Annotated in this window: 22 protein-coding genes; 11 read left to right on the forward strand and 11 right to left on the reverse strand. The window is 63.0% G+C overall.

From position 1 onward, the window contains the following. Positions 1-130 precede the first annotated feature (130 nt). A complete protein-coding gene (locus V1289_RS35075) occupies positions 131-1,759 on the reverse strand; it encodes a fatty-acid--CoA ligase (RefSeq protein WP_334403018.1) in 1,629 nt (542 codons plus the stop codon). A gap of 76 nt (positions 1,760-1,835) precedes the next feature. Between V1289_RS35075 and V1289_RS35080 the strand changes: the two genes are divergently transcribed. Continuing rightward, entirely contained in the window at positions 1,836-2,963 is a 1,128-nt protein-coding gene (locus tag V1289_RS35080; RefSeq protein WP_442896105.1) for an extensin family protein, read from the forward strand. Positions 2,964-2,981: 18 nt separating this feature from the next. Here V1289_RS35080 and V1289_RS35085 read toward each other — a convergent pair whose 3' ends face one another. Next, a complete protein-coding gene (locus tag V1289_RS35085; protein ID WP_334403021.1) occupies positions 2,982-3,659 on the reverse strand; it encodes a L,D-transpeptidase in 678 nt (225 codons plus the stop codon). Between the two features lie 400 nt (positions 3,660-4,059). Between V1289_RS35085 and V1289_RS35090 the strand changes: the two genes are divergently transcribed. Both V1289_RS35090 and V1289_RS35095 read left to right on the forward strand, forming a co-directional pair. Next, the gene (locus V1289_RS35090) at positions 4,060-5,037 is read left to right on the forward strand and encodes a magnesium transporter CorA family protein (protein ID WP_334403025.1); all 978 of its coding nucleotides are present in this window, start codon (positions 4,060-4,062) and stop codon (positions 5,035-5,037) included. A 192-nt stretch (positions 5,038-5,229) separates the two neighbouring features. Next, positions 5,230-5,430 carry a hypothetical protein gene (locus tag V1289_RS35095; RefSeq protein WP_309183184.1) on the forward strand — a complete coding sequence of 67 codons (201 nt, stop codon included), beginning with the start codon at positions 5,230-5,232 and terminating at the stop codon, positions 5,428-5,430. A gap of 173 nt (positions 5,431-5,603) precedes the next feature. On the opposite strand, the gene V1289_RS35100 is transcribed toward V1289_RS35095, so the two are convergent. Together V1289_RS35100 and pdxH are read right to left on the reverse strand one after the other, a co-directional pair. Beyond that, positions 5,604-6,356, reverse strand: a complete 753-nt coding sequence (locus V1289_RS35100; RefSeq protein WP_334403029.1) for an SDR family NAD(P)-dependent oxidoreductase — start codon at positions 6,354-6,356, stop codon at positions 5,604-5,606. A 21-nt stretch (positions 6,357-6,377) separates the two neighbouring features. Beyond that, positions 6,378-7,019: a pyridoxamine 5'-phosphate oxidase gene (gene pdxH / locus V1289_RS35105; protein WP_334403031.1), complete on the reverse strand. Its 642-nt coding sequence runs from the start codon at positions 7,017-7,019 to the stop codon at positions 6,378-6,380. Positions 7,020-7,142: 123 nt separating this feature from the next. On the opposite strand from pdxH, the gene V1289_RS35110 reads away from it, so the two are divergent. Continuing rightward, complete coding sequence (locus V1289_RS35110; protein WP_442896106.1) at positions 7,143-7,553, forward strand: RT0821/Lpp0805 family surface protein; 411 nt, start codon at positions 7,143-7,145, stop codon at positions 7,551-7,553. Positions 7,554-7,674: 121 nt separating this feature from the next. Beyond that, complete coding sequence (locus V1289_RS35115) at positions 7,675-8,658, forward strand: DnaJ C-terminal domain-containing protein (RefSeq protein ID WP_334403036.1); 984 nt, start codon at positions 7,675-7,677, stop codon at positions 8,656-8,658. A 279-nt stretch (positions 8,659-8,937) separates the two neighbouring features. Here the strand turns inward: V1289_RS35115 and V1289_RS35120 are convergent, their stop codons facing one another. Continuing rightward, complete coding sequence (locus tag V1289_RS35120) at positions 8,938-9,708, reverse strand: anti-sigma factor family protein (RefSeq protein ID WP_334403038.1); 771 nt, start codon at positions 9,706-9,708, stop codon at positions 8,938-8,940. Between the two features lie 126 nt (positions 9,709-9,834). After that, a complete protein-coding gene (locus V1289_RS35125; protein WP_074280304.1) occupies positions 9,835-10,323 on the reverse strand; it encodes an RNA polymerase sigma factor in 489 nt (162 codons plus the stop codon). A 182-nt stretch (positions 10,324-10,505) separates the two neighbouring features. Here V1289_RS35125 and fabI point away from each other — a divergent pair, with 182 nt between their 5' ends. From fabI to V1289_RS35145, 4 genes are all read left to right on the forward strand, one after another. Further along, the gene (gene fabI, locus V1289_RS35130) at positions 10,506-11,330 is read left to right on the forward strand and encodes an enoyl-ACP reductase FabI (protein WP_334403049.1); all 825 of its coding nucleotides are present in this window, start codon (positions 10,506-10,508) and stop codon (positions 11,328-11,330) included. Between the two features lie 11 nt (positions 11,331-11,341). Further along, positions 11,342-11,941: a histidine phosphatase family protein gene (locus V1289_RS35135; RefSeq protein WP_334403052.1), complete on the forward strand. Its 600-nt coding sequence runs from the start codon at positions 11,342-11,344 to the stop codon at positions 11,939-11,941. A gap of 176 nt (positions 11,942-12,117) precedes the next feature. Next, positions 12,118-13,203, forward strand: a complete 1,086-nt coding sequence (aroC, locus tag V1289_RS35140; protein ID WP_334403055.1) for a chorismate synthase — start codon at positions 12,118-12,120, stop codon at positions 13,201-13,203. Between the two features lie 76 nt (positions 13,204-13,279). Next, a complete protein-coding gene (locus V1289_RS35145; protein WP_309183192.1) occupies positions 13,280-14,464 on the forward strand; it encodes an adenylate/guanylate cyclase domain-containing protein in 1,185 nt (394 codons plus the stop codon). A 16-nt stretch (positions 14,465-14,480) separates the two neighbouring features. Here V1289_RS35145 and V1289_RS35150 read toward each other — a convergent pair whose 3' ends face one another. From V1289_RS35150 to V1289_RS35165, 4 genes are all read right to left on the reverse strand, one after another. Beyond that, entirely contained in the window at positions 14,481-14,786 is a 306-nt protein-coding gene (locus tag V1289_RS35150) for a hypothetical protein (protein WP_334403058.1), read from the reverse strand. A 286-nt stretch (positions 14,787-15,072) separates the two neighbouring features. After that, positions 15,073-15,378: an ATP-dependent Clp protease adapter ClpS gene (gene clpS, locus V1289_RS35155; protein WP_334403060.1), complete on the reverse strand. Its 306-nt coding sequence runs from the start codon at positions 15,376-15,378 to the stop codon at positions 15,073-15,075. 84 nt (positions 15,379-15,462) lie between these two features. Continuing rightward, the gene (locus V1289_RS35160; protein ID WP_334403062.1) at positions 15,463-16,341 is read right to left on the reverse strand and encodes a c-type cytochrome; all 879 of its coding nucleotides are present in this window, start codon (positions 16,339-16,341) and stop codon (positions 15,463-15,465) included. A 97-nt stretch (positions 16,342-16,438) separates the two neighbouring features. Next, positions 16,439-17,281, reverse strand: a complete 843-nt coding sequence (locus tag V1289_RS35165; RefSeq protein WP_334403064.1) for a tetratricopeptide repeat protein — start codon at positions 17,279-17,281, stop codon at positions 16,439-16,441. Positions 17,282-17,509: 228 nt separating this feature from the next. Between V1289_RS35165 and V1289_RS35170 the strand changes: the two genes are divergently transcribed. Further along, positions 17,510-18,361 (forward strand): DUF1194 domain-containing protein, encoded by an 852-nt coding sequence (locus V1289_RS35170; protein ID WP_334403066.1) that lies wholly within the window; start codon positions 17,510-17,512, stop codon positions 18,359-18,361. Positions 18,362-18,664: 303 nt separating this feature from the next. Here the strand turns inward: V1289_RS35170 and V1289_RS35175 are convergent, their stop codons facing one another. Further along, positions 18,665-19,972, reverse strand: coding sequence for a cyclic nucleotide-binding domain-containing protein (locus V1289_RS35175; protein WP_334403068.1), 1,308 nt, complete (start codon positions 19,970-19,972; stop codon positions 18,665-18,667). Between the two features lie 276 nt (positions 19,973-20,248). Here V1289_RS35175 and V1289_RS35180 point away from each other — a divergent pair, with 276 nt between their 5' ends. Continuing rightward, positions 20,249-20,725 (forward strand): hypothetical protein, encoded by a 477-nt coding sequence (locus tag V1289_RS35180; protein WP_334403070.1) that lies wholly within the window; start codon positions 20,249-20,251, stop codon positions 20,723-20,725. Positions 20,726-20,934: the final 209 nt, after the last annotated feature.

The following is a 20,934-nucleotide window of genomic DNA, read 5'->3' on the forward strand; positions in this document are numbered from 1 at the left end:
TGCTTTGCATCGGCTATACGAAGTCCGCGCCGGATGAGGGGTCTCTATCCGCGGAGACAGACCCCTCATCCGTCTTCGCTTCGCGAAGCCACCTTCTCCCACAAGGGGAGAAGGGAAGTAAGGGCCGGCCCTACGCCGCCGCGTTCGGAAAGCGGTAACTCTTGAACTGGTCGCGTAGCGCGGTTTTCAGGATCTTGCCGGTGGCGGTGTGCGGAATGCCCTCGACGAAGACGACGTCGTCCGGCATCCACCATTTGGCGATCTTGCCATCCATGAATTTCAGGATGTCTTCGCGCGTGGCCTTCTGGCCCTGCTTGAGTTGCACGATCAGGAGCGGCCGCTCGTCCCATTTGGGATGGTAGATTCCGATCACGGCCGCTTCCGCGACCGCGGGATGGCCGACCGCGAGGTTTTCCAGGTCGATCGACGAAATCCATTCACCGCCGGACTTGATCACGTCCTTGGAGCGGTCGGTGATCCGCATATAACCGTGCGGGTCGATGGTGGCGACGTCGCCGGTGTCAAAATAGCCCTGCTCATCGAGGATGTTGGCATCGACGCGGAAATAGGCCTTTGCCACCGCAGGCCCTGAGACCTTGAGCCGCCCAAAGGTCTTGCCGTCCCATGGCAGTTCCTTGCCGGCATCGTCGGTGATCTTCATCTGGACGCCGTAGGGCGGGAAGCCCTGCGTCTGCAGGATATCGAGCTGTTCCTCGCCGGTGAGTTTGGCGAACGGAGGTTTCAGCGCGGCAAGCGTCCCGAGCGGGCTCATCTCGGTCATGCCCCAGGCGTGGCGCACCTGGATGCCCATGTCGAGGAACGATTTGATCATCGAGCGCGGCATCGCCGAGCCGCCGCACACCACCATCTGCAGGTGGGGCAATTTGAGGTTATTCGCCGCCATATGGTTCAGCAGCATCAGCCAGACGGTCGGGACGCCCGCGGTATAGGTCACCTTTTCGGTGTCCATGAGTTCGTAGACCGAGGCGCCGTCGAGTTTCGGGCCGGGCATCACGAGCTTGGTGCCCATGGTCGGGGCGGAGAAGGCGATGCCCCAGCTGTTGGCATGGAACAGCGGCACCACCGGCAGCATTGTGTCACTGGCGGATGTGCCGAGCGCGTCTCTCGAGTTGGCGATCAGCGAGTGCAGCACGTTGGAACGGTGCGAATACAGCACGCCCTTGGGATCGCCCGTCGTGCCGGAGGTGTAGCACATCGCGGCCGCGGTGTTCTCGTCGAAGTCCTTCCACTCGAACTTGCCGTCGGCTTCGGCGATCCAGTCTTCATAGGCGACCGCGTTCTTCAGCGTGGTCTGCGGCATGTGCGCCTTGTCGGTCAGCACGATGTAGCGCTCGACGCTGGGCAGGCTGCCGGCGATCTTTTCCAGCACCGGCACGAAGGTGATGTCGACCATCACCACCCGATCCTGCGCGTGGTTGATGATCCACGCTATCTGTTCCGGGAACAGGCGCGGATTAACGGTGTGGCAGACGGCGCCGATGCCCATGATGCCGTACCAGACTTCAAGGTGACGCCAGGTGTTCCAGGCGATGGTGGCGACGCGGTCGCCGAGCTTGATGCCGTCGCGCTCCAGCCGCTGCGAAACTTTCAGGGCGCGCGCGTGAATTTCGGCGTAATTGGTGCGATGAATGGGGCCTTCGACCGACCGCGTGACGACCTCTTGCGTGCCGTGATACTTCGCAGCGTGCTCGATAATCCGGTGGCACAGCAAAGGCCAGTCTTGCATCAAACCAAGCATAATCCCTCCCGCTTTTATTTCCTCGCGCATGACCGGCGGCCGTGTGAACGGCCGGGCGCCTGATCATGGAACTGACATGAACTCTAGCGCGGAGAAAGCAAGTCGAAAATGGGCTAATAGCGCCTTTGGCCGCAGCACGGCAGCAATGGTTACCGCTGCCGGGGTGCTGCTTTGGCTTGGCGCCGGTATCGGACCGGCCGCGGCCGCGCGAAGGCCGGTGCCGGCGCCGTGGGACCTGTTCGGCAGCGGCCCGGTGAAGCTGCGCAGCACCGTCCACCGGTTGGCGATCCCGCTGCCGCGGCCACGCCCGGCCGAGGCACCTGGGGCGGAGCCTGACACGCCCGAGCCCGGTCCGCGCTCGGCCGAGCCCGGTCCGCCCGCGGCCGAGAAGCCGGCCCCCGCCGGGCCGTCCAAACCGGCCGAGCAGGCTGCTCCCGCCACACCAACGGTGTCGGCCTGCCGGTTGGCGCTGACGGAGGACATTGCGATTGCCCCCAGCATTCCCGACATTCACGGCGCCGGCGGCTGCGGCGGCGAGGATCTGGTGCGGCTGGAGGCGATCGTGCTGCCGGACAAGCGGCAGGTTTCGGTCACGCCGGCGGCGATCCTGCGTTGCAAGATGGCGACGGCGATTGCCGACTGGATCCGCACCGACATCGCGCCGCTGGCGCAAGGCCTCGGCAGCACGCTCTCCGACCTCGATAATTTCGATTCCTTCGAGTGCCGCGGCCGCAACCGCGTCGCCGGCGCTCAATTGTCCGAGCATGGCCGCGCCAATGCGCTCGACGTGCGCGCCTTCAAGCTCGCCAACGGCCATTCGATCTCGCTGACCGATCGCACCGTGCCGCGGGACTTTCGCGAAACCGTGCTGCATTCGGCCTGTGGGCGATTCCCGACCGTGCTGGGCCCGGGGTCGGACTGGTACCACGAGGACCACATCCATCTCGATCTGATGGAGCGGCGCAACAACTACCGGATCTGCCAATGGAATGTGTATGATCCATTGCCGCAGACCGCGCCGCTATTGCCGGCCGAGCGTCCGGAAGAAGCGCCGCCGCGCGAGGTCGCCGCCAAAACTGAAGCGGCCAAGCCCGATGCCGCGAAACCGGACGACGCGAAATCCGATGCGGTCGGGCCCGAACCCGAGTCCAGGTTCAAGTCCAAGCCGGCAACAAAAAAGCGCCGGCAAAACCGGCGCTTTTGATCTCGTCACATCGGGCGCTTACTGGAGGCTGTTGCCGCCGCCCTGCAGCGCCATCTGCGAATTGAACGGGGAGTCGCCGTGCTTTGGCTCCAGCACCACCACGACCGTGCCAAGACCGACGCGATCATAGAGATCGATCACGTCCTCGTTGGTCATGCGGATGCAGCCCGAGGAAATCGACGCGCCGATATACTCCGGCTGGTTGGTGCCGTGAATCCGGAACAGCGTGTCCTTGCCGCCCGAGTAGAGATAGAGCGCGCGCGAGCCCATCGGATTGTCAGGTCCGGGCGCTACGAAGGTGGGAACGCCGAGCCGTTCGATTTCGCCCTTGGTCGGATGCCAGGGCGGCCACTCGGTCTTGCTGCCGATCTTGGCAATGCCGGACCAGGCCATGGCTTCTTCGCCGACGGTGATGCCGTAGCGGATCGCCTTGCCGTCCTTCTGCACCAGATAGAGATAGTGGTTGTCGGAATCGACCACGATCGAGCCCGGGGCCTCCTTGCGGTGATAGTCGACGATCGCGCGACGGAAAGCTTCCGGCACCGGGGTCTTCACATAAGAGACCTTCGCCAGCAGTTCCTTGTCGCGCGGTTTGAAATTGTTGGTGTTGGTCGCCTCATAGGTTGCACCCTGTATGCAGCCCGACAGCATCAGGCCGGCGGCCAGGACACCCAATGTAGCTTTCAGCGACGACATGTTTACTTCCAATCGAAGTCCTGCGTTCGCGGCGGCAATTCTGCGCCTCAATCGCGACGATTCCATTAATCCCATTATCGTTGAAACTGGCTGCAATTCCAGTGCTTAGAGGCCCGTTCCGCGCTGCGAGACGCTAGCTGTGGCTTTTTTGCCGCAAGTTTTGCGGAATACGGTTGATTTTTGGGCAGGGGTGAGGCTGCTGCCGAATCGTTGCCATGCCGCCGCCACCCCACCGCCATAAATACGGTCGGCGGTTAATGCGCCGGTCATCAAGCGCTTGCCAGAATCGCGTTTAGTCCTGCTGGGTGGCCCCCTGGCGTTCTCGCGCGAAGTGGGTACCGGTTCGCGGAAGGAAAACGCGTCAAAACCAAAGACTATCGCCCCGTTTTCGGAGTTGCCTATGTTCTCAGTGTACGTTCCCTCCGAGTTTTCGCTCAAGAAAGTCGCTTCCCCCGATTCCGCCGCCTTGCCGGAAAATGCGGTCTGGATCGACCTGGTCAAGCCGACCGCCGAGGAGGATCACGCGGTGGAGAAGCTGGCCGGGATCGCGGTTCCGACCCGGGAGGACATGCAGGAGATCGAGATTTCCAGCCGCCTCTATATCGAGAACGGCGCGCGCTACATGACCGCGACGCTGATGTGCCAGTCCGACACCGACATGCCCCGGACCACGGCGGTCACCTTCATCCTCGCGGGCCATCGTTTGGTGACGGTGCGCTACGACGCGCCGAAACCGTTCGCGCTGGTCGAGAACAAGCTGGCGCGGGCATGCTCGCCCGGCATCACCGGCGAAATGGTGCTGGTCGAACTGCTCGACGCGGTGATCGACCGCTGCGCCGACATCCTGGAACGCGCCGGCGCCGACGTCGATCAGGTCTCCCACGACATCTTCGAGCCCGAAAGCGAGCGTCACGGCCACGCCAAGCAATATTCGCAGATCCTGATCGCGATCGGCCGGCAGGGGAATTTGACCTCGAAAGTCCGCGAAAGCCTGGTTTCGATCGGCCGCGTCGTCACCTTCCTGTCGGCGGTCATGGAAGGCATGAAATGGTCCAAGGACATGCGCGAGCAGCTCAAGACCATGCAGCGCGACGTCGCTTCGCTGACCGATCACGCCTCCTATCTCTCCAACAAGATCACCTTCGTGCTCGATGCCATGCTCGGCGTCGTCAATCTCGAGCAGAACAACATCATCAAGCTGTTCTCGGTCATGGCGGTGGTGTTGATGCCGCCGACTTTGATCGCCTCGATCTACGGTATGAACTTCAAGATCATGCCGGAGCTCGAATGGGCGCACGGCTATTCCTACGCGCTGGTGCTGATGGTGGCCGCGGCGGTGGTGCCGTATCTTCTGTTCAAATGGAAGAAGTGGCTGTGAGGCGGCGTGGAAGCCGCATGCGTTAAGCGACCTTCATCCCGAATACGCAGCGACGTAAAGCTGTGGTTAGGGAATGGAACCTGCCCCAATTCCTCCGCTAAAATTTGAGCATTGCGCTGAACGATTGAGCCAAACTTGTCTGCGATAACGCCTGCCTCAGGTCGCGAGGACACAATGGTTGAGAGAGTCACAATGTCAGGACGCAACGTCATTGAGTTTGCGCGCTATCAACAGGACCGCGCCGCCGGCAAGGCACAGGCGATCGCGGCCCGGCTTTGCCGGCATTGCGGTGCTGCGCTTTTGGACGGCGAGAACGAAGACGAGTGTTCGAGCGCGTTCAACATCGAGGCGCCGCGTCTGCGCGGGATAACGCGGAAATTTTACGCGGATTGAATTCGCCCGGCTGTCGTCACCCGCGAAAGCGGGTGATCCAGTATTCCAGAGACGTTGTTGATTGAGGCGAAAGGCCGCAGCGTACTGGATACCCCGCTTTCGCGGGGTATGACGGCGCGTGTTTGGACGGCGGCATTCCTCGCCTCGCAATGACGGCGTGGCGCGGCTAGCGGTTACACGTGCTGGCCGCCGTTGATGTGGATCTCGGCGCCGTTCACGTAGGAACTGGTTTCCGTGCACAGCACATAGATGATCTTCGCCACTTCGTCGGGTGTGCCGAGGCGGTGCATCGGGATCTGCTGTTCGACGATCTTCTCGGTGCCCGGCGACAGGATCGAGGTGTCGATCTCGCCCGGCGCGATCGAATTGACGCGGACGCCGATACGGCCGAAGTCGGATGCCATTTCACGCGTCAATGACGCCAGCGCCGCCTTCGAGGTTGCGTAAGCCACTCCGGCAAAGGGGTGAACGCGGGAGCCTGCGATCGAGGTGACGTTCACCACCGACCCCTTGGCGGCCTTCAATTCCTCCATCAGCCCGCGTGCCATCATGATCGGCGCAAAGAAATTGACCCGGAAAACATGGCTCCATGTATCGATGTCGGTATCCATGGTGCCCATTCGGCCGCCGCCCGCGGCCTTCGGCGAAATCGCGGCGTTGTTGACCAGCGCATGCAGTTCGCCGGTCCCGATTCGCTGGCGGATTTCAGAAATCGCCCGCGTGGTGTCGGCGTGGTCGGCGAGGTCCACCTGGATGTGATCTTCCGGACCGGCGCCCCATGGGCATACTTCCGGAAAGGCGTGCCGGGAGCAGGTGATGACGCGCCAGCCGGCACTGGAGAACCGGATCGCAGTAGCATGGCCGATGCCGCGGCTGGCTCCGGTCAGCAGCAGCGTGCGTCGGGGCGCATTGGATGAAGAGGGCATGGAGGCTTCAGTCTTTCGAGATCAGGGATAGAGCCGGACTTTCGTCCAGCCTTGGGCCGGAGCATCGCGGCGGAATTCGATGCGGTCGTGCAGGCGGAACGGTCGGTCGTGCCAGAACTCGAAGCGGGTCGGCGCGATGCGCCAGCCGCTCCACCCGGGCGGGCGCGGCACCTCGCCGATCAGGTGCTTGGCGGCGACCAGCGCGATCGCCTGTTCGAACGCAAACCGGCTTTCCAGCGGCTGCGACTGCTTGCTGGCCCAGGCGCCGATCTGGGCCTGCTTCGGCCTTGTGGCGAAATAGGCGTCGGCTTCGGCGTCCGTCACCGGCGTGACGTTGCCGCGGATGCGGACCTGACGGCGCAGCGATTTCCAGTGAAATAGTAAAGCCGCCTTAGGATTTGCGGCAAGTTCGCGGCCTTTTGGGCTCGCTATATGGCTGTAGAACACGAAACCGTCGGTGTCATAGCCTTTCATCAGCACCATGCGGACATCAGGCAATCCATCGGCGTCGACGGTCGCCAGCGCCATGGCGTTGGGATCGTTGGGCTCGGACTTCACCGCCTCCGCAAACCACTCGCCAAACAGCGCAAACGGTTCCGCGGCGGCGGTAAAATCACCCGATGTTAACGGTGTCGGGTGTTTGATGGAGGTTGTGTCGGTCATGTCGGGAGTCCAGAGTTGCGTCCGTTCGCGTCCGAGAGCGCGTTGCAGTCCCACTATAGGCTCGCCCTATATAGGACATGGGGACGCATTGGCCTATCGGCGATCCGCCCGGCCGGCGCGGTGATGACACTGATTCTAATTGGCGTTGGCTCAGGCGGCTGCAGCCTGTCGCGCCCGGATGCCGCCCTTGCCAAGATGGATGACAACGAGGTCACGGGTTCGCTCCGGACGGCACCTGCCGGCGCGCCGGCGCCGACCGAGAGCGATCTTGCCTTTGCCCGCAATGCCGCCTCCGACGTCCTGACCAAGGGCGACAAGGATTCCAGCCAGCCCTGGGCGAACCCCGAGACCGGCGCCCGCGGCTCGGTGACGCCGCTGGCCGAGGCCTATTCCGCGGAGGACGGGCGGACCTGCCGGGATTTCCTTGCCAGCTATGTCAACGGCCGTGCGGAAAGCTGGCTGCAGGGCGCCGCCTGTAAATCCAGCCATGGCCGTTGGGAAATTCATGCGCTAAAGCCTTGGAAGCAGGGTTGAGAACTCTCCAAAAGCGTTCCAAGGCAGTTGCAAAAATGCCACTGAGACCCCAGATGAAGCCAAAGCGGGCGAATTGCCCGTCCATTTCAGGTTTGATTTTCCCGTGAAGGAGACGTGACGGATGCGCGACCCCTATGAGGTCTTGGGGGTGCAGCGGGGCGCCAGCGCTGCGGCGATCAAGAGCGCCTATCGCAAGCTCGCCAAGAAGCATCACCCCGACAGCAACAAGAACGATCCGAAGGCCGCGGAGCGTTTTTCCGAGCTCAACTCGGCCAACGAGATCATCGGCGACGAGGCCAAGCGCAAGCAGTTCGATCGCGGCGAAATCGACGCCGATGGCAAGCCGCGCTTCCAAGGCTTTCCCGGTGGCGGCTTTCCCGGCGGCGACCCGCGCGGCCGCGCCGGTGCAGCCGGCGGCGGGTTCGAATCCCATACCTTCCGCACCGGCGGCGGCCCCGGCGGCATGGGCGGCGCGGGGTTCGAGGACATCCTCAACAGCATGTTCGGCGGGGGGGCCGCGCGGGGCGGCGCGCGGGCCGGCCGAAGCAGTCCGTTTGAGTTCGACACCGGCGGGATCGGGCTCGACCTCGATCTCAGCGTCGCCATGACGGTGTCGCTGGAGGAGGCGGTCAAGGGCGGGGAGAAGCGCGTCCGGTTGCCGAACGGCAAGGAACTCAATGTCAAAATCCCGGCTGGCGTCGTGGCCGGTCAGCAGATCCGGCTCAAGGGGCAGGGCGAGACGGCGCATGGCCATCCCCCCGGCGATCTCCTGATCACGGTCAGCATCGCGACGCATCCGTTCTTCAAGGTCGACGGCAGCGATCTGCGCGTCGATCTGCCGATCACGCTGTATGAAGCCGTGCTTGGCGGCAAGATTCGCGTGCCGACGCTCGGCAGTGCGGTCGAACTGTCGATCCCGAAAAACACCTCCAGCGGCCGCACGTTCCGCCTCAAGGGCAAGGGCCTGCCGAAGCCGGGCGGTATGGGGGACCTCTATGTCACGACCCGCATCATCCTGCCCGACGGGAACGATGCCGAGCTTGAGGCATTGATGCAGAAGTGGCGCGACGGACACCCCTATAATCCCCGCAGCGATCTCGGCTGAGCAAAAAAGAGCCCGTTAAAAAATGGGCGGCCTCGAAAGGGGGACCAGCGCGGTACAAAACCCCAATCGAGGCCGCTTGCGCCGATCGGCGGATCGAGCGCTACTCATTTTCGCGTGATCACCCAGTGCGATAATGAGACGCGTCGATGTCTTGATTCCAGATTTTCGATGTCAGAATTTGGACTGCGGTTGATAGCTGCTGGCCTGATCCGCTCTGGTTGAATCAGAATGCCATCGTTCTGACGTAACCGACGTCATTGCGCGCGAACACGCGATCAGTCAGCCTCCGGCCTTCTCCATCTGGTCGTAGACCGATTGCGCGATCTGGGTCAGCCGGCCCCGGTCGCTGACGCCGCTCACCACATAGGCCACGCCGCGATCGGCCCAGAACAGCGCGCCATCGTTGCCCTGCGATGAGTATCGCATCTGCGCCGCCGCGGAGTCCGCCTTCGCGGTGTAGATCGTGAAGCGTTCGCCCGAGGCGCTCTCATACATCAGGAACGATGCAGGCCCGGTCGGGCCCGGCAACAGCCGCCCGCCGACCAGCTTCAATCCCGCGGCGGCCAGTTCAGGCGCGCGCACGTCCCAGCCGCAGCGCTTGGTCAACCATTGCTGCAGATGCGTGAGTTCGCTGCCGGGCACCTCGACGGGATGACGGACCTCGACCACATAGAGCCGGTGCGCATCGAGCGCATCCACCGTGAAACTCTGGAACGTCGAGGGCGCCGCCGCGACGTCGTGCGCCATCCAGCCAGCGCCGCCGCCGGCGATGAATGCCGCCAGCGTCGCCGCGATCGCGCCGTAGACCCATTGGCGCGGCTGTCGCACCAGCCGCTCGATCTCGAGCCGCTTCGGCACCGCCTCGTCGGCGACCGAATCGTAACGCGCGTGCAGCGCTTCGGCCATTGCGCGCCAGGACTGCACCCGCGCGGCATCGTCGGGATGGGTTGTCAGCCACGCCTCGACGTCGCCGCGCCGTTCCGCCGGCAACTCGCCGTCGACGTAAGCATGCAGCTCGTCTTCGGTGACGGGAATATTGGGATCGGTCATTGTCGTCTCTGTCCAGTCTTGATCGAAAATTGCAAAAATCCAACGCGCCTGAATCCAACGCTCCCTAAAACCGACGTTCCTTCAGTCCAGCCTCTGCCATGCATAACGCCTGCCATTGCGCTTCCATCATTTCACCCGCCGCAGTGCGGTGCGCTCGCCCTCAAGCGACGCTTTCACATGAGCCCGCGCGCGGGCAAGCCGGGACATTACGGTACCGATCGGGACGCCCTGAATGTCGGCGACCTCGCGGTAGCTCAATCCTTCCAGCATCACCAGCAGCAGCACGGAACGCTGTTCTTCCACCAGCGTCGCCAGTGCGCGGGCGATGTCGCGTCCTTCGGCCTCGGTGCCGCTGGCGTCCGGGTTGTTGTCGAGCAGCGGCATGAATTGCGGCCGCCGCGCCAGCGATCGCCGCCGGTTCTTGTTGAGGTTGGTCAGGATGGTGTAGAGCCAGCTCCTGACGTCACCGCCGAGAAACAGCCGTTCCGAGCGCAGCGCCCGCACCAGCGTATCCTGCACCAGATCGTCGGCGATATCGGCGTCGCGCGCGAGCGCGCGCGCGTACCGGCGGAGCGCCGGAATCATGGCTTCGACACTTTGACGAAACGCGGTCATTGGCACCAGATCTTCTGCTTGGTCCGGCGCGAACGCCTTACCCAACATAACACCCAAATGGCGCATCTATTCCTGTGATCGCGGCCTGCGGAAAACAGCGTTAACCGGGGCGGATTTGGGCTGTACCCCGCTGGAGTGCTGGTGTACCTCCAAACCCCGATGAGAGCGTGATTGGAAACCGGATGCCGCATAATTCAGGTCTGATGCAGGGCAAGCGCGGAGTGATCCTCGGCGTCGCCAACAACCGCTCGATCGCCTGGGGGATCGCCAAGGCATGCCGGGAAGCCGGTGCGGAGGTCGCGCTCACCTGGCAGGGCGATGCGCTGAAGAAGCGGGTCGAGCCGCTGGCCAAGGAGCTTGGCGGTATCCTGCTGGGTCATTGCGACGTCACCGATCCCGCAACCATCGACGCCGCGTTCGATCTGCTCCGCGAGAAATGGGGCAAGATCGACTTCGTGGTGCATGCGATCGCGTTCTCCGACAAGGACCAGCTCGACGGCCGCTATCTCGAGACCACCGCCGACAATTTTTCCAAGACCATGCTGATCTCCTGCTATTCGCTGACGGCGATTGCGCAGCGCGCCGAAAAGCTTTTGACGGACGGCGGCTCGATCCTGACGCTGACCTATTACGGCTCCGAGAAATGGATGCCGCACTACAACGTGATGGGCGTCGCCAAGGCGGCGCTGGAGGCCAGCGTGCGCTATCTCGCCGCCGATCTCGGCGAGAAGAATATCCGCGTCAACGCGATTTCGGCCGGGCCGATCAAGACGCTGGCGTTTGCCGGCATCGCCGACTCCCGCTACCTCCTGAAGTGGAACGAGATCAACGCGCCGTTGCGCCGCAACGTGACCATCGAGGAAGTCGGCGACAGCGCGCTGTATCTGCTTTCGCATCTGTCGCGCGGCGTCACCGGCGAGGTGCACCACGTCGATTCCGGCTATCATGTCCTCGGCATGAAACGCCCCGAAGCGCCGGATATCTCGCTCTCGCCCGGCAAGGAATAGCCGCACGTCCGATGCCTGCGCCCATCATCTATTACATTCGCCATGGCGAGACGTCGTGGAACGCCGAGGGCAGGCTGCAGGGCGTACTGGATATTCCCCTGAACGATCTCGGCCGCAAGCAGGCCGCGGAGGCCGGCAATATCCTCGCCGGTCTGTTCGCGCGCGATGGCCGCAGCAAATCCTCGCTGTCGTTCGTCGCAAGTCCGCTGATCCGTGCCCGCGCGACCATGGAGCTGGTGCGCGGCGAGCTGAAGCTGCCGCTCGCTGGTTACGCGCTCGACGACCGCCTGCGTGAAATCGCCTACGGCCGATGGGAAGGTTCGACGCTGCCCGAGATGCAGGTGGCCGACCCCGACCTGTTCGCCAGGCGCCAGGCCGAGAAATGGACGGTGGCGCCCCCGGGCGGCGAGAGCTATGTCGCGGTGCAGGCGCGGATGCAGGATTGGTATGCCTCGCTGCAGGCCGACACCGTCGCGGTGGCGCATGGCGGCACCGCGAGGGCGCTCATGGTAGCGCTCGGCCTCGAAACGCCGCTCAGCGCGGCCGACCTGACCATCGAGCAGGGCGCGGTCTATGTGTTTCGTGACGGGGGCTTGGAGAAGTATAGTTAAGGCTTGCGCTGTCATTCCGGGGCGCCCGAAGGGCGAACCTCAGATGTGCAGTTGCACATCGGGGAATCTCGAGATTCCGGGCTCGATGCTTCGCATCGCCCCGGAATGACGGTGGGTTTGACCGCCGGGGGCGCGCGCGTTACCACACAGCCCTATCCGGCGATATCGAGTTCAACATGTCCTTCAACACCTTCGGCCATATGTTCCGGGTCACGACCTTTGGCGAGAGCCACGGGATCGCGATCGGCTGCGTGGTCGATGGCTGTCCGCCGCTGATCCCGCTGACATCAGAGGACATCCAGCACGATCTCGACCGCCGCCGTCCCGGCCAGTCGCGCTTCACCACCCAGCGCCAGGAAGCCGACGCGGTCAAAATCCTGTCCGGCGTGATGGCGCATCCCGAGACCGGCGTGCAGGTGACGACGGGAACGCCGATCGCGCTGCTGATCGAGAACACCGACCAGCGCTCGAAGGACTATTCCGAGATCAAGGACAAGTTCCGTCCGGGCCACGCCGACTTCACCTATGAGGCCAAATACGGCCTGCGCGATTATCGCGGCGGCGGCCGTTCGTCGGCGCGCGAGACCGCGACGCGGGTCGCGGCCGGCGCCATCGCGCGAAAAATACTGCCCGAGGTAAAAGTGCGCGGCGCGCTGGTGCAGATGGGCCCGCACAAGATAGACCGCGACAAATGGGACTGGGACGAGATCGCGCGCAATCCGTTCTTCTGCCCGGATAAGGACAAGGCTGCGTTCTTCGAAAGCTATCTCGACGGCATCCGCAAGAGCGGCTCGTCGATCGGCGCGGTCATCGAAGTGGTCGCCGAAGGCGTACCGCCCGGTCTTGGCGCGCCGATCTACGCCAAGCTCGATGCCGAGCTTGGGGCGGCGATGATGAGCATCAACGCGGTGAAGGGCGTCGAGATCGGCGCCGGCTTCGGCGCGGCGGAATTGTCCGGCGAGGAGAACGCCGACGAGATGCGGACCGGCAATAACGGCACGCGCTTCCTGTCGAACCACGCCGGCGGCGTGCTCGGCGGCATCTCAACCGGCCAGCCGGTGGTGGTGCGCTTTGCGGTGAAGCCGACCTCGTCGATCCTATCCCCGCGCCAGACCGTCGACCGCAAGGGCGCCGACACCGACATCATGACCAAGGGCCGTCACGACCCCTGCGTCGGTATCCGCGCGGTGCCGGTCGGGGAGGCCATGATGGCCTGCGTATTGGCTGATCATCTGCTGCGGCATCGCGGGCAGGTCGGCTAACGGGCTGCATTGCCTCAACGTCAAGCGTTCGTGTCGCCTTGACGCGCGCGGCACTTGCGCGGCAAATACCGGCGTCATGAATGCATCAGAACTGCAGAAGCTGACCGACTGGCTGATCGACGGCGGGAGATCCGCAGCCAGCCCCAGCAGGTTCATGGCCGAAACCTGCGAGCGGATGGTTGCGGCAGGCCTGCCGCTCTGGCGTGTCGGCATCTTCGTTCGCACCCTGCATCCAGATATTTACGGGCGCAATTTCATCTGGAAGCCGGGCGCCGAGGTCGAACTCGGCACGGTCGATTACAAGATTTTGGAGTCGCCGGATTTCCGCACCAGCCCGCTGATCATCGTGTTTCAGCAGGGGCTGGAGGTTCGCGCCCGCATCGACGATCCCGCGAGCAAGCGCTTCCCGATCGTCGAGGAAATGCGCGCCGAGGGTGTAACGGATTACGTTGCGATGCCGCTGCCATTCATCAATGGAACGGTCAACGCGTCGAGCTGGACCACCAAGCAGCCGGGTGGATTTACGGATGAACAATTGGCGGCGCTACGGCAGGTCGTGACGCCGCTGGCGCGCGTGATCGAAATCTTCAGTCTGACGCGTACCGCCGCGAGCCTGCTCGATACTTATGTCGGCAACCGCGCCGGCGAGCGGATTCTTGGCGGCCAGATCAGGCGCGGCCACACCGAGACGATGAACGCCGCGATCTGGCTGTCCGATCTGCGCGGCTTTACCGCGCTGTCGGACCGGTTGCCGGCCGAGACCATCGTGGACATCCTGAACAATTATTTCGACTGTCAGGTGGCCGCGATCCGAGCGCATGGCGGCGAAGTGCTGAAATACATGGGAGACGGGCTGCTCGCGGTTTTTCCGATCGATGAATATGTCGGCGATGAGCAGCAGGTCTGCTCGCGCGTGCTCGAAGCCGCCCACGAATCCCGCGCGAGCGTCGCGGACATGCATTATCCGATTGGCGAAGCCGTCGAACGCTTTCGCTTCGGCGTCGCCCTGCATGTCGGAAGAATCCTGTACGGCAACATCGGTGGCGGCAACCGGCTCGACTTCACCTGCATCGGCCCGGCCGTCAACCTCGCCGCGCGGCTGGAAAAGATCGCCAGCCGCCTTCATCGCACCGTGGTGGCGTCGGAAGGTTTTGCCGGCATCTGCCGGGGCGGCTGGAGCGACCTCGGCGAGTTTCCGGTTGCCGGCTTTTCAAAGGCCGCGCGGGTCTACGGCCTGGTCGACGAAACGCCGGCGAGTTGAGGCCGGCGACCGCCGCTCACTGCTTCGCGCATTCCTTCGAGCCGGGTTTCTGCTCCACACATTTCTGATTTTGGGGAGCGGTATACACGACGACGGGCTGTGGCCGCGGATGATGATGCTGATGCAGGACGGGCTGGCCGACGGGCTTCACTACCGTATTGGTACGAATGGCGGGATTGACGCGAACGACGGGAGCGACATGAACGACCGGCGCGACGTGAACGATCGGGGCGACGTGGACGACGGGAGCGATATATGTGCCGGCCATCGCCGGCGTCGAGATCAGCAGCAATGTGGTCGCGACGATTTTCTTCATGGCCATTTTGTTCCCCCCGTGAACGGCAGCAGATAGCTTCCGGCGACCGGCGCCGGTCGTGCGTGTTGCGTTGGTCTCGACAATGTCGGTGGTGAAGGCCGCGGATCGTCAGCGGCGGCGTGCGGTATGATGGCCTTGCGGCTCTGTTTCTCGGTCAGCGAACGTCTATCATGAGTGGTAAATACAAATTACGTTGACGTAAAGTGGTCGTTGCCAAGAAAGCTTTTGGGGTCGGCAGCGCAGCGTCCGTCGCGGATTTCGCTGCGCTCGATCCGGGCTGCGCCCGAACGCGCTATTCCTCCGGCTCGGTCGTGAACAGCAGCGGATAGCCCTTGGCGCGGCCGGCATCGGTGGCGCGCGTCGCCTTGGTCTCGGCGACGTCCTTGGTGAAGACCGCAACCACGCAGACGCCGCGCCGGTGCGCCGTTATCATGACCTTGTGGGCCTGGTCCTCGGTCATGCGGAATTCCGCCTTCAACACGGTGACGACGAATTCGCGCGGCGTGTAGTCGTCATTGACGAGGATGACTTTGTGCAGACGCGGCCGTTCGGTCTCGGTCTTGACCCTGGTTTTCGGCGTGACGACGGTCTCGGGCATTCCAGGCACCTCCTGGCGCCTTGCGGTTGTTCGACGAGAATATCGCCTTCCTGCCGGCCGTGGAACCGGCGGTTTCGCAGTCCGTCATTGCAGCGGCGGCACGGTGCGCAGATAGGCCACGATATCGGCCAAATCAGAGCCCTTGAGCGCCGCGTAATAGCCATAAGCCATCGGCGGCTTCAGCGCCCGTCCGTCGCGCGCGATGCCTTGGGTAACAGCCCGGACGATTTCGGCGTCGGTCCACGCGCCGATACCTGCCGTTGGATGCGATGTGATGTTGGCGGCGGTGCTGTTTGCGGTACCGTCCGGCGATCCTTCGCGCAGCGGGAAAACCCTGCCGCCGTGGCCAAGGCCGGTCTTGAAATCGGACACGCCGCGCGACCATGCCGAATGGCATTCCATGCAATGGCCGATGGTGACGAGATAGGCGCCGCGCCGGACCGGATCGGCAAACATGGATTTATTGAATCCGGCCTCGGCGTCCGGATAGGGATCGCGACGCACCGGGACCTTGTAGACGGGATCGGGGACCTGATTCCGGACCGCCTTGACGGTGCGCAAATAGGCGATGACGGCATCGAGATCGTCCGGCAGCAGCGCCTTGTAGAAATTGGCCGGCATGATCGCCGCCAGCGCAGCGCCGGAAAGATGGCCGTGGTCCGGGCGCATGCCCTCGACCAGCGCGCGCCTGATCTCGGCGTCGCTCCAGCTTCCGATTCCGGTCTCGGCGTCGGGCGTGATGTTCGGCGCGGTGGCGTCGAAGGCCGGCGTCGTGAAAGAGAGGCCGCCGGACAATGCCCTGTCGGCGATCAGCTTGCCCTCGCCATCGCGCGGCGTGTGGCAGTTGCCGCAGGCCATGATGGTGTTGACGAGATAGTTGCCGCGCTCGGCCGGCGTTTCCGCTTTGGCCCCGTTTGAGACGGCCAGCAGTAATGCGCAAGCCGCGATGCCGCTACGAACCATGATGCTCCCCCGATTCCGGAGACTTGTATCGCATGACAGGGCCAACGCCGCAAAGCCGGTCGCCCCGGCAGGCCTCAGGCCCTGCGCGCGATCGGGGTCATGGTGCGATCACGGCGGCAAAATCCTTGACCACGCCGGGGTCGAGCTTTTTCGCCGCCGCGATGTCGGCTTCAGCGCCTTTGCCGTCGTTGCGCTTCAGCCTGGCGAGGCCGCGGCCGTAAAGCGCCAGCGGCGTTTCCGGATCGAGGCCGATCGCGGTGTCGTAATCGGCGACAGCGCGCTCGTAATCCTGCTTGTCGTAGTAAGCCAGGGCGCGGTTGTTCAAGGCCCGGACGGATTTGGCGTTGAGCCGGATCGCCTCGGAGAAATCGGCGATGGCCCGATCGAGATCCTTCTCGTGGTAATACACGGTGCCACGACCGTTGAACGCGGTTGCGTATTTCGGGTTCACTGTGATCGCCTGATCGTAGTCGGCGATGGCGCGGTCATATTCGCCCTTGTTGCGATAGGCGATGCCGCGATCGCTGAAGGCCTGGGCCAGCGCAGGATCGAGTTCGATCGCCTGGTCGAAATCCGCAATCGCCTGATCGAAATGTTGCGTGTGCAGGTAGACAAGGCCGCGATTATAGAATGTCGAGGCCACGGTCGGGTCGAGCCGGGCCGAGGTCGAGTAGTCGGACAACGCGCGAACCCAATCGTCCCGGGCCGCATGCCCTACGCCGCGGTTGTTGTACGCATCGGCCGTCGCCGCATCGGCATGATGGCCGCTGAGCAGGAAAGCCGTGCAGCCCGAGATCTGCATCTCCGGCGTGACGTCGCCCTTGCCGTAGCACCAGTCGCGTTGCTGCGACGTCTCGGCTGACGTGCCGGCCGTCATCAGCAGCATTGGGGCGACAATTCCGAGGGCCGCAAGGCTGCGGCGAAAGGCTGTCTTATTCATGGAAAATCCTGCGCATCGAACGGGCTCTTCTCAGTGTGCCCGGCGCTGCGGTTGGTTCAATTCGGCGGAACAGCGGCGGCGATGGCGAAGCCTCGTCGAAATTAAGGCAAGCCGATTGACTTGCAGGTGACTTGCAGGTGACTTGAATGTGTAGGGACGGCCCATCTTCCCGCTTTTCGAAGCCTGGCTTGCATGTCACCATTGCGGCCAGACGACGGGAGGGCCGCTATGCGCTGGTATGTCTCGATCGGGGCTGTGCTTGTCGCGGGCGTGCTGGCCGGCGGCGATGTCGCCGGCGTGGCAGCGCCGCGCGCGGCGGTGCAGCCGGGCCATCGATTGGCCGACAAGGAAGCCACGCCCTCCGTCGATGTCGAACTGGCTCTCGCCGTCGATGTCTCCTATTCGATGGACATGGATGAACTGGCGATCCAGCGCGAGGGTTACGCGCAGGCCCTCGTTTCCAAGGAGTTCCTGCAGGCGCTGAAGACCGGCCCGAACGGCAAGATCGCGGTGACCTATTTCGAGTGGGCGGCCTCCAGCGACCAGAAGATTATCATCCCGTGGCGGGTGATCGACGGCCCCGAAACCGCGGACGCCGTCGCCAATGAAATCATGAAAACCCCGATCCGCCGGGCGTCGCGCACCTCGATCTCGGGTGCGATCAATTTCGCGATGCCGCTGTTCGACGAGAATCCGCATCGGGGCATCCGGCGCGTGATCGATATTTCCGGGGATGGTCCCAACAACAATGGCGGCCCGGTCGTGCAGGCGCGCGATGCCGCGCTGGAGAAGGGCATCGTCATCAACGGCCTGCCGATCATGGTGAAGGAGCCGTCCTATTCCACCATGGATATCGACAATCTCGACTTCTATTACGAGGACTGCGTCATCGGCGGCCCCGGTTCCTTCGTGGTGACGATCAAGGACCGCGAGAAGTTCAAGGAGGCGATCCGCACCAAGTTGCTGCTCGAAGTCGCGGGCCGCACCCCCGAACACAAGGTCGTGCCGGTGGCCGAGAAGGAGCCGCGCGTCAGCTGCCTGATCGGCGAGAAGATCTGGCAGGACCGCTGGGGGCGATAGGGATCGCGTCAACTGTTAAACGGCCAAAGCTTTTCGGAATGCGCGAAATTCAGATTTGAGTTCGCAGCACGCGGCCGGATCCGCCCGAGTCTTGGAAGAAACATTCGCGCCTTGAGAGACAGGGGGCAGGGAATGCCGGTGTCCGATGCACCCGCAGCCCGTGTGCACTGGTAGTAAGCACACGGTAGTCACCACAGGCGAACAAAACAATTCTTCCGGCTTGGCATCGATCGCTTGATTGCTTCTTCGTTGCGAGCGGTAGATCAGCACCAACGTGGCAAGAACGACGCACGTAGGGAGTGCTCAGACAAACGACTCGGCCAATGCCAGATAAAGCGCGAACAGAAAGCCGGCGACTGTCGGTAACACGACCAGCGAACCGCCTTCTTCCAGTGCGACGGGAATCATGGCGTGCGCGACCAGCGCCAGCACGGCACCGCCTGCCAACGCCTGGGCAAAGATCGCCGTCAGTGCGTCACTGCTGCCGATAAACGCCTTGCCAGCTGCTGCCGCGACGACGCCGGCAAGCAGCACGGTCGACCATAGCCCGAAGATCGCCGCCGGCCGGTAACCGGCTTTGGTCAGCATTGATGCGCTTGCCGCCGCCTCCGGGATGCCGCCCAGAAACATCCCCAGCATAAGGGTCAGGGACAAGTTGCCGAAGGCAGTGAATTTCGCTCCGATCACGAGGCAGCCAGGAATGGTGTCCAGGATGTTCCCGAGAACAATCGCCATCGCCGCGCCGTTTGCGGCTTCGGTCAGCATCTTTCCGGCTTCGTGCCGATTTAGATGATCGAGGCTTCTGCTTGCGACTTTTGCCCATAGGGCGGCGTCGGTACCGCCCGCGCTGAGATTGCTGATCGCACGCTGGTGGCTGATGTGCTGCACGGTATCGGCCAATTGGGGGTCGGCGGCAACCAGCTGGTCGAAATCGTCCTTGCCAATTTTCATCAGATCTGTGTCTTCGGCGGCGCGGATCGTGGCGGTACGTGGACCTCCGCTCAATAGTGACATTTCCCCGAACGCATGCCCGATGCCGAGTTGGGCGATCGCATCGCCCGTGGTTTTGGTGCTCGGCGATCCGTTTGCCAGGACCTCCACCTTGCCGCGGGCGACGATGTAGAGGGCGTCGCCGGAGTCTCCGGCCTTGAATAGAACTTCTCCGGCTTTCAGATGACGATCGCTGATACATGGCAGTATCCGCTCGATCTGCTCGGCCGGCAGGTGGCGCATCAGATCGCAGGTCGCCAGCAGCTTGATTCGCTCGTTCACGTCAGCCTGTTTGCGTGCCAGGGCATATTCGCGAAACTGGGTGACGTAGCGTACGGCCGCTCCCTTCTGTTCCAGAAACAGCGAAGCCGAATAATAGATGATGGCGCCGGCCGCAAATCCGGCGCTGACAAATGCCCATGCCGCGTGGGCATTGTAGCCTTGATGATGAAGCGACTGCGCGCCTTCATAGGCAAGCTCGATCGCCAGCGCTGAGATCAATGAACCCGCGGCAAAAGCGAGTAGACAGGCGAGCGGGCGCTTGGAGAAGGGAACGTAAAGGCCGATCGCGGCTCCCAGCAGGGCGGAGGAGGTCGTCCCCAAACCGAGGAGAGACGCCATGACAAGTTCGTATGCGGAATTCATCAATTCGACCAACCGCTTCGTGTCCTGCCGATCGGGACCGTCTCGAATGGATTTTGATACTGCAGGGGGCGTGCATCGATAATCAAACGCCCGAAATCGATTGCCATCCTCGCAGGCTATTCTCGCGAGCTTCCACCTGACCTGAAATGCGCGGTTCGGGTTAATCGCCAGCGAGGCGTCCAACTCGGGCAAGCCTCATACGTTGGTACCGTCATGGCCCCATCCGATTTGGCGCAGGTGTAGTAGCAAGTCTTGTTCAGCCCCGAGATATGCTCGCTGGATTTCGTGCAAACCAGCGGTACGCGCGATGGCTTTGCGGGGCGTGGTAATTCTTCGGCAATCGCGGATGCAGGTATCGTAAAAATGGCCAGTGCCAGAACTATCCTCATTTTATCCCTTTTGCTGAAATGCGAGATTTGGCGGCTTCAATCAAACAACGTGAAATTCCTTGAATCGGCGCTTCACATGTGTCGCCAGCCGTACCAGCGGCGCCAGGCGTGCGACAAACGGATTACCCCTGTTTCTGAGGTCGAGCTCGAACGGCTCGGACAAGAATATTGTTGCGCATCCGGCTGGGCCGCACTTCTTCCTGGCAAACGACCGGGCGGAGCCCCTGAACAGGAAGATACCGCCAATCCGTCCCCGGGCTTCACGAACGACCCAGAAGCCTTGGTTGTTCTGCCCGACGAAGAATGTCGGGATCGCCTCACTGACGATGTCGGAATCTAGAGGACGAAAACTATTCGAATGATCTGGCGGTCGTGGCGGAGAAAGATCTAGGCCTGTCAACGGCACGGCGCTCATTGCACCGGTTTCGACGGTGATGATGTCGGTTGATGGTGCCGCATTGCGGCCATCGCGGCTTCCTCACAAATCTAACGCGCATGTTGTGCCAATTGCGCCATAAGAATGCGAGGTGAACTGGCTCGGCATCGCAT

Source organism: Bradyrhizobium sp. AZCC 2289 (assembly GCF_036924615.1).
Classification (GTDB): Bacteria; Pseudomonadota; Alphaproteobacteria; order Rhizobiales; family Xanthobacteraceae; genus Bradyrhizobium.

Excerpts from the sequence above, each read along its gene's own strand:
- V1289_RS35075 (WP_334403018.1), bottom strand. The coding sequence starts at position 1,759 with ATGCTTGGTTTGATGCAAGACTGGCCTTTGCTGTGCCACCGGATTATC.
- V1289_RS35080 (WP_442896105.1), top strand. The coding sequence starts at position 1,836 with ATGAACTCTAGCGCGGAGAAAGCAAGTCGAAAATGGGCTAATAGCGCC.
- V1289_RS35085 (WP_334403021.1), bottom strand. The coding sequence starts at position 3,659 with ATGTCGTCGCTGAAAGCTACATTGGGTGTCCTGGCCGCCGGCCTGATG.
- V1289_RS35090 (WP_334403025.1), top strand. The coding sequence starts at position 4,060 with ATGTTCTCAGTGTACGTTCCCTCCGAGTTTTCGCTCAAGAAAGTCGCT.
- V1289_RS35095 (WP_309183184.1), top strand. The coding sequence starts at position 5,230 with ATGTCAGGACGCAACGTCATTGAGTTTGCGCGCTATCAACAGGACCGC.
- V1289_RS35100 (WP_334403029.1), bottom strand. The coding sequence starts at position 6,356 with ATGCCCTCTTCATCCAATGCGCCCCGACGCACGCTGCTGCTGACCGGA.
- pdxH (WP_334403031.1), bottom strand. The coding sequence starts at position 7,019 with ATGACCGACACAACCTCCATCAAACACCCGACACCGTTAACATCGGGT.
- V1289_RS35110 (WP_442896106.1), top strand. The coding sequence starts at position 7,143 with ATGACACTGATTCTAATTGGCGTTGGCTCAGGCGGCTGCAGCCTGTCG.
- V1289_RS35115 (WP_334403036.1), top strand. The coding sequence starts at position 7,675 with ATGCGCGACCCCTATGAGGTCTTGGGGGTGCAGCGGGGCGCCAGCGCT.
- V1289_RS35120 (WP_334403038.1), bottom strand. The coding sequence starts at position 9,708 with ATGACCGATCCCAATATTCCCGTCACCGAAGACGAGCTGCATGCTTAC.
- V1289_RS35125 (WP_074280304.1), bottom strand. The coding sequence starts at position 10,323 with ATGACCGCGTTTCGTCAAAGTGTCGAAGCCATGATTCCGGCGCTCCGC.
- fabI (WP_334403049.1), top strand. The coding sequence starts at position 10,506 with ATGCCGCATAATTCAGGTCTGATGCAGGGCAAGCGCGGAGTGATCCTC.
- V1289_RS35135 (WP_334403052.1), top strand. The coding sequence starts at position 11,342 with ATGCCTGCGCCCATCATCTATTACATTCGCCATGGCGAGACGTCGTGG.
- aroC (WP_334403055.1), top strand. The coding sequence starts at position 12,118 with ATGTCCTTCAACACCTTCGGCCATATGTTCCGGGTCACGACCTTTGGC.
- V1289_RS35145 (WP_309183192.1), top strand. The coding sequence starts at position 13,280 with ATGAATGCATCAGAACTGCAGAAGCTGACCGACTGGCTGATCGACGGC.
- V1289_RS35150 (WP_334403058.1), bottom strand. The coding sequence starts at position 14,786 with ATGGCCATGAAGAAAATCGTCGCGACCACATTGCTGCTGATCTCGACG.
- clpS (WP_334403060.1), bottom strand. The coding sequence starts at position 15,378 with ATGCCCGAGACCGTCGTCACGCCGAAAACCAGGGTCAAGACCGAGACC.
- V1289_RS35160 (WP_334403062.1), bottom strand. The coding sequence starts at position 16,341 with ATGGTTCGTAGCGGCATCGCGGCTTGCGCATTACTGCTGGCCGTCTCA.
- V1289_RS35165 (WP_334403064.1), bottom strand. The coding sequence starts at position 17,281 with ATGAATAAGACAGCCTTTCGCCGCAGCCTTGCGGCCCTCGGAATTGTC.
- V1289_RS35170 (WP_334403066.1), top strand. The coding sequence starts at position 17,510 with ATGCGCTGGTATGTCTCGATCGGGGCTGTGCTTGTCGCGGGCGTGCTG.
- V1289_RS35175 (WP_334403068.1), bottom strand. The coding sequence starts at position 19,972 with ATGGCGTCTCTCCTCGGTTTGGGGACGACCTCCTCCGCCCTGCTGGGA.